The sequence below is a fragment of the Pseudomonas sp. B21-054 genome (genome assembly GCF_026016345.1).
Taxonomy (GTDB): Bacteria; Pseudomonadota; Gammaproteobacteria; order Pseudomonadales; family Pseudomonadaceae; genus Aquipseudomonas.
Window position 1 is genome coordinate 6,848,382 of the sequence record NZ_CP087204.1, and the last position, 6,955, is coordinate 6,855,336.

6 protein-coding genes are annotated in these 6,955 nt (G+C 56.6%); all 6 read right to left on the reverse strand.

Going from position 1 to position 6,955, the window contains the following annotated elements:
• Nucleotide 1 precedes the first annotated feature (1 nt).
• The 6 genes from mnmG to rpmH all read right to left on the reverse strand — a co-directional run bounded on the left by mnmG (nt 2) and on the right by rpmH (nt 6,390).
• A complete protein-coding gene (mnmG, locus tag LOY70_RS29935; protein ID WP_265032263.1) occupies nt 2–1,900 on the reverse strand; it encodes a tRNA uridine-5-carboxymethylaminomethyl(34) synthesis enzyme MnmG in 1,899 nt (632 codons plus the stop codon).
• Between the two features lie 564 nt (nt 1,901–2,464).
• Nucleotides 2,465–3,835: a tRNA uridine-5-carboxymethylaminomethyl(34) synthesis GTPase MnmE gene (gene mnmE / locus LOY70_RS29940; RefSeq protein WP_265032264.1), complete on the reverse strand. Its 1,371-nt coding sequence runs from the start codon at nt 3,833–3,835 to the stop codon at nt 2,465–2,467.
• A gap of 79 nt (nt 3,836–3,914) precedes the next feature.
• Nucleotides 3,915–5,597 carry a membrane protein insertase YidC gene (gene yidC, locus LOY70_RS29945; RefSeq protein WP_265032266.1) on the reverse strand — a complete coding sequence of 561 codons (1,683 nt, stop codon included), beginning with the start codon at nt 5,595–5,597 and terminating at the stop codon, nt 3,915–3,917.
• 2 nt (nt 5,598–5,599) lie between these two features.
• Nucleotides 5,600–5,845 carry a membrane protein insertion efficiency factor YidD gene (gene yidD / locus LOY70_RS29950; protein ID WP_080921994.1) on the reverse strand — a complete coding sequence of 82 codons (246 nt, stop codon included), beginning with the start codon at nt 5,843–5,845 and terminating at the stop codon, nt 5,600–5,602.
• The gene (gene rnpA / locus LOY70_RS29955; protein WP_025216287.1) at nt 5,838–6,239 is read right to left on the reverse strand and encodes a ribonuclease P protein component; all 402 of its coding nucleotides are present in this window, start codon (nt 6,237–6,239) and stop codon (nt 5,838–5,840) included. Before rnpA ends, yidD begins: the two co-directional genes overlap by 8 nt.
• 16 nt (nt 6,240–6,255) lie before the next feature.
• Complete coding sequence (rpmH, locus tag LOY70_RS29960) at nt 6,256–6,390, reverse strand: 50S ribosomal protein L34 (RefSeq protein WP_003213577.1); 135 nt, start codon at nt 6,388–6,390, stop codon at nt 6,256–6,258.
• Nucleotides 6,391–6,955 lie beyond the last annotated feature (565 nt).

Below are 6,955 nucleotides of genomic sequence, written 5' to 3' on the forward strand. Positions count from 1 at the left end.
CTCAAGCGCTTTGCTCCAACTGGCGGCCCGCGCCGCGTTTTTTCAAATGAATCATCAACAGGGAAATCGCCGCCGGCGTGACGCCAGGAATGCGCGAGGCCTGGCCCAGGGTCTCTGGACGGGTCGCACCGAGCTTGCTCTGGATTTCTTTCGATAACCCCGAAATCCCGGTGTAATCGATATCCACAGGCAGCTTGGTGTCTTCGCTGGCGCGCAGGCGGGCGATTTCATCCTGCTGACGGTCGATGTAACCGGCGTATTTGGTCTTGATCTCGACCTGTTCGGCCACCTGCGGATCTTCCGCGCCCTCGCCGGTCACTTCCACCAGCCCCGCGTAATCGATTTCCGGGCGACTCAAGAGGTTGAGCAGGTTGTATTCGTGGGTCAGTGGCGTGCCGAATTTTGCTGCAATGGCATCGCCCTGCTCGGTACCGGGACGAACCCAGGTGCTTTTCAGGCGTTGTTCTTCCAGTTCGATGCTTTCGCGTTTCGTGCAGAAAGCGGCCCAGCGCACGTCATCCACCAGACCCAACTCGCGACCTTTTTCGGTCAGGCGCAGGTCGGCGTTATCTTCACGCAGGATCAGGCGATATTCGGCGCGGGACGTGAACATCCGATACGGTTCCTGGGTACCCAGGGTAATCAGGTCATCCACCAGCACACCGATGTATGCCTCGTCGCGGCGCGGGCACCAGCTGTCTTTGCCCTGGGCCCGCAGTGCCGCGTTGGCACCGGCCAACAACCCTTGGGCGCCGGCCTCTTCGTAACCGGTGGTGCCGTTGATCTGCCCGGCGAAGAACAAGCCGCCGATGACTTTGGTTTCCAGGCTGTACTTCAGGTCACGTGGATCGAAATAGTCGTATTCGATGGCGTAGCCGGGGCGAACGATGTGGGCGTTTTCCATGCCGCGAATCGATTGCACGATCTGCAATTGCACATCGAACGGCAGGGAAGTGGAGATGCCGTTCGGGTACAGCTCATGTGTGGTCAGGCCTTCCGGCTCGATGAAGACCTGGTGGCTTTCCTTGTCGGCAAAGCGATGGATCTTGTCTTCGATCGACGGGCAATAGCGCGGGCCGACACCTTCGATTTCACCGGCAGCGGAATACATCGGCGAACGATCGAGGTTCGCCGCAATGATTTCATGGGTGCGGGCATTGGTGTGGGTGATCCAGCAACTGACTTGCCGTGGATGTTGTTCCTTGTTGCCCATGAACGACATGACCGGGATCGGCGTATCGCCAGGCTGCTCGGCCATTACCGAGAAATCCACAGACCGACCGTCGATACGCGGTGGCGTACCGGTCTTCAAGCGCCCGACACGCAATGGCAGCTCACGCAGACGGTGAGCCAGAGCAATCGACGGCGGATCACCCGCGCGACCGCCGGAAAAATTCTGCAAACCAATGTGGATAAGTCCGCCGAGGAAGGTCCCGGTGGTCAGCACTACGGAATCAGCGAGGAAACGCAGGCCCATTTGCGTGACGACACCGCGTACTTGGTCCTGCTCGACGATCAGGTCATCGGCCGCTTGTTGAAATATCCACAGGTTCGGCTGGTTTTCCAGGATTTCGCGGACAGCGGCCTTGTACAGGACTCGGTCGGCCTGGGCACGAGTAGCGCGCACGGCTGGGCCCTTGCGGCTGTTCAACACGCGAAACTGGATACCGCCCTTATCGGTGGCCATGGCCATCGCACCACCCAAGGCATCGATTTCCTTGACCAGGTGGCTTTTGCCGATCCCGCCAATGGCAGGGTTGCAGCTCATGGCGCCAAGGGTTTCCACGTTATGCGTCAGCAGCAGGGTTTTTGCCCCCATGCGTGCTGATGCAAGTGCTGCCTCGGTACCGGCATGACCGCCGCCGATGACGATCACTTCAAAACGGGAAGGGAAATCCACCACGCACCTCGTGCCTGCTTAATTCAGGTAATTCGGAAAATAGGTATTGAGCCTGGCCAGAGCGTTTTTCGAGCCAGGTCGGCAAGTATAGGGACTTCGCCTTTCCTAAAGAACCCTTTGCACAAAATTTAACCAGCTGTGGAGAACTCGCGGTTAAAGAAATTAAAAAGAAAGAAATTTATAAAACCTTTGTTTTTATGTTTATTCTTACTGAAGCACTTATCTGTGGATAAATCGCTACAGGCCTTTATTTTCAATATGTACAGGGATTCAAAACCCTGTGGTCAGGTGGCAATGAGGGGCTTGGATAACCGGTGTAAGCCTGTGGATGAATGGCTTGGTTATCCACAGAGCCGGTTATCTTCAGTTTTCAAGGGGGTTTATCAACCTACCTCAAGGGCAGTTATTCACAGGGCTTAATCCACCGAAATGACCCTCTGGCCGACAGATCGATGCCCACGGACAAGCCGCCATGAAGGGCAATCGTTCTGGATAGGAAGGAAACCGGACTTGATTCGCCTCGATAGACGCTCGAGGGCAAGCCCGGTTTTTAGCTAAGCGAGGTTACTTGCCGATGCAGAAGCTGGAAAAGATCCGCCCCAGCAAGTCATCGGAGCTAAAGGCGCCGGTGATTTCCCCAAGGGACTGTTGAGCCTGGCGCAAATCTTCGGCCAGCAACTCACCGGCACCCGCCAGGGTCAGTTGTGCCCGCCCATGCTCCAGCGACGCGCTGGCGTGGCGCAGGGCTTCAAGGTGACGACGGCGGGCGCTGAAGCTGCTTTCCGAGGTTTGTTCGTAGCCCATGCAGGCCTTGAGGTGTTCGCGCAGCAATTCCAGGCCTTCTCCCGCGGATTTCGCGCTCAGGCTGATAGTCACGTGGCCATCGCCGCTGACTTCGAGAACAATCGCTTCCCCAGTCAGGTCGGCCTTGTTGCGAATCAAGGTGACTTTGGCCGGATCCGGGCGGATCTCAAGGAATTCAGGCCACAGGGCAAATGGATCGTCCGCTTCCGGCGCGGTGGCATCCACCACCAGCAAGACCCGGTCAGCCTCGCCAATGGCCTTTAACGCTCGCTCGACACCGATCTTCTCCACCTGGTCGTCGGTATCGCGCAGACCCGCCGTGTCCACCACATGGAGCGGCATGCCATCGATGTGGATATGTTCGCGCAGGATATCCCGGGTAGTGCCAGCAATTTCCGTGACAATGGCGGCCTCACGTCCGGCCAGGGCGTTCAAGAGGCTGGATTTGCCAGCATTTGGCCGTCCTGCGATCACCACGGTCATGCCGTCACGCAACAAGGCTCCCTGACCCGCCTCTCGCAGTACTGTGGATAACTCATCGCGCACTTTATCGAGCATGCTCAACACGTGGCCATCAGCGAGGAAGTCTATTTCTTCTTCCGGAAAGTCGATCGCAGCCTCGACGTAAATCCGCAGACCGATCAATTGCTCGGTGAGGTTATGCACACGCTGTGAAAATGCGCCCTGCAAGGAACGCAACGCATTGCGCGCGGCCTGTGCCGAACTGGCTTCGATCAAGTCGGCAATGGCTTCGGCCTGGGCCAGGTCGAGCTTGTCGTTGAGGAATGCCCGTTCGCTGAACTCCCCCGGCCGGGCCAGGCGACAGCCCAGTTCCAGGCAGCGCTTGAGCAGCATGTCCAGCACGATCGGACCGCCATGCCCCTGCAGTTCCAGTACGTCTTCACCGGTGAACGAGTTAGGCCCCGGGAAATACAAGGCCAGGCCTTCGTCGAGTACCTGCTGGTCATCACTGAAGAAGGGGCCGTAGTGGGCAAACCGCGGTTTGAGTTCGCGGCCGCTGATAGCCTTGGCTGCGACACTGGCCAAAGGTCCAGAAATACGGACGATACCGACACCACCGCGACCTTGGGCGGTGGCGACGGCAGCAATGGTTTCACGCGGTGTGCTCATAAACCGGTACCCAGACAAAAGTGGCAGATAGCAAAACGCCCCACTAGGGGGCGTTTTGTGTGGTTATCCACAGAGCAAGTTACGCCTCGGCTTTTTTCGTAGCCGCTTCGATCTTACGCGTGATGTACCACTGTTGAGTAATGGACAACACGTTGTTCACTACCCAGTACAGCACCAGGCCAGCCGGGAACCAGAGGAAGAAGAAGGTGAAGATAATCGGCATCATCTTCATGACCTTCGCCTGCATTGGGTCCGGAGGGGTCGGGTTCAGCTGCTGCTGGATGAACATGGTCGCGCCCATGATGATCGGCAGGATAAAGAACGGATCCTTGATCGACAGGTCGGTAATCCACAGCATGAACGGTGCCTGACGCATCTCCACACTTTCCAGCAGCACCCAGTACAGCGACAGGAATACCGGCATCTGCACAAGAATCGGCAAGCAACCACCCAGCGGGTTGATCTTCTCTTTCTTGTACAGCTCCATCATGGCCTGGGACATTTTCTGCCGGTCATCGCCATGTTGCTCTTTCAGAGCTGCCAGTTTCGGTGCGACGGCGCGCATGCGAGCCATGGATTTGTAGCTGGCGGCCGACAACGGGAAGAAGAGCCCTTTGATCAGCATGGTCAGGAAGATGATCGACCAGCCCCAGTTACCGACGAGGCTGTGGATATGTTGCAGCAGCCAGAAGATCGGCTGGGCAATGAACCACAGGAAACCGTAGTCCACGGTCAGTTCCAGGCCTGGGGACAACTCCTTCAATACGGCCTGGCTTTTAGGGCCGGCATACAGAATGGCGCTGGTTTCGGCTTTGGCACCTGGCGCAGCGGTCAACGCCGGGCCGGTGTAACCGATGATGTAATTGCCTTTGCTGTCTTTACGCGTCTGGACGATGTTGCTTTCGCCCTTCTGCGGGATCCAGGCAGTTACAAAATAGTGCTGCAACCAGGCAACCCAACCACCTTGAACGGTTTCCTTGAGCTGCGCCTTGTCCATGTCTTTCATGGACACTTTCTTGTACGGCTCCGAACTTGTCCACAGGGCGGCGCCCAGGTAGGTCGCGGTGCCGGTGGCGGTGCTCGAAGATGGATCCGAACTGGCATCACGCTTCAATTGCGCAAACATCGCGCCGGACCAAGGCTGTGCGCTCTGGTTGTCGATCAGGTAGGAAACGGTCACGTCATACAGGCCACGTTTCAACGCGAAACGCTTGATGTAGTTGACGCCATCCTTGCTGAACTTCAGGTCCACGACCAATTGGTCCTGACCATCGGCCAGTTGATAAGTCTTCTTCTCGGCGGAATAAACCGGGCGACCGGCCGGGCTCGCATCCGGACCGTTGGTGCCGATCAAGCCGCTCTGGGCCAGATAGGTCAGCTCGTTACCGTTGTCGAACAGCTGGAACGGAATGTCCGGATGGTCCTGGCGACGTGGATACAACGGTAGCTTCAGCTGGGCGATGTCACCACCTTGTGGATCGATTGCCAGTTCGAGCACGTCGGTCTTGACCTGAATCAGATCCTTGCTTGCAGCCACAGGGGCTTCGGCTGGGGCACTGGTATCATTTGCCGCGCGCGGAATGTCGTCATTGCTGGCAGCGCTGGTACCCGTAGGGGTATCCGGCAGGCTCGGTGCGGTATTGCTGGCTGCAACATTCTGAGTCGGCAGGGCAGCCTGGCCATAGTCCTGGTTCCATTTAAGGACCATGACATAGGACACGATTGCCAGGGCGACGATCAGGATCGTGCGTTTGATATCCATGATTACTCGGCCATCGAAGAAGAACGGGAGGTAGGGATAGGCGGAACCGGGTCATAACCGCCGGGATTCCACGGATGACAGCGACCTAAACGACGAAAGGTCAGCCAGCCACCGCGCAGAAGGCCATGATTTTCTATGGCTTCATACGCGTAGCAGGAACAACTGGGGTAGAAACGACAGTGATTGGCCATCAGGGGACTAATGGCATAGCGATAAAACTGGATCGGAACGAGTGCCAGTTTACGCATCGGGACTGTCTACCCCTACAGTTTCGGTGTTGACTGCTGGTACTGGCTTGTTGCGTGCCAGACGCTTCCAGAGCTTGCCGAAATGCTGAATCAATTCGGGGTTTTCTACATCACCCAAACCTTTGCGCGCGACGATAACGATGTCCCAGCCGACCAGTGAATCCTGGTTCAGGCGAAACGATTCGCGCATCAGACGTTTGAGGCGATTGCGCTGAACGGAGAGCTTGACGCTCTTTTTCCCGATAACCAGCCCTAGTCGGGGGTGATCGAGATCGTTGTTGCGCGCAAGGAGCAGGAGATTTTTCCCCGGAACCTTGCCGGTAGGGGAGTCAAAGACTGCCTTGAAATGCCGGGGTGTAAGCAGACGCTTTTCCCGACTGAAGTCCTGACTCACCTCCAGTGCCGGATTATCAAACTGCCAGACGCGCACGACCTTTGGCGCGACGACGCGACAGGACGGCACGACCGTTCTTGGTAGCCATGCGAGCACGGAAACCGTGGGTACGAGCGCGTTTGATAGTGCTTGGTTGGAAAGTACGTTTCATGTCGTGTTACCTGGTTCGTCCACAACGGGCCGGAATGGCCCCCGTTTTAAGAGACCGGGGATTCTAGAGAAAGCAAGCCTCTAGGTCAATTTCCAACCAGCGTTTCCTTTAAATAGATATCCGGCCGCTTCGGCGGATTCCCACACAGCGCTAGATATAGAAATAAAGAAGGGAATTATTTAAAGCTTTTCTGTAAAGCTTATAAAAGCAAGGCTCGCCCTTGTCTGTGGATAACCAGTCACAGCCCTTGTAATTCGCCATGTACGGAGAATGACAACTACAGGGGAAAGCAGTGGCCAGCCTGTGCTGCGCTGTCGGATAAGCTGTGTGTGGAATGGCAAGTTATCCACAGGACGGTTACCCACAGACTTTCGCCCCCACTTGTGCAACGACCTCAGGGGCGGTTATCCACAGAGCTTATCCACTGACCGCCTGTCGTCTTTCTTTCTGTTAAGGCATTGATAAATCATGGGTGATCAGCAACCTGCATGTGGATAAGTGCGCGTCTGCTCGCTACAATGGCCGCTTGTTTTTGCCTCACCGGCTTTCAACTTAGGGGATATCC

Bases quoted from the DNA above. Each gene is read 5' to 3' on its own strand.
- yidC (WP_265032266.1), bottom strand. From the start codon at position 5,597: ATGGATATCAAACGCACGATCCTGATCGTCGCCCTGGCAATCGTGTCC.
- mnmE (WP_265032264.1), bottom strand. From the start codon at position 3,835: ATGAGCACACCGCGTGAAACCATTGCTGCCGTCGCCACCGCCCAAGGT.
- yidD (WP_080921994.1), bottom strand. From the start codon at position 5,845: ATGCGTAAACTGGCACTCGTTCCGATCCAGTTTTATCGCTATGCCATT.
- rpmH (WP_003213577.1), bottom strand. From the start codon at position 6,390: ATGAAACGTACTTTCCAACCAAGCACTATCAAACGCGCTCGTACCCAC.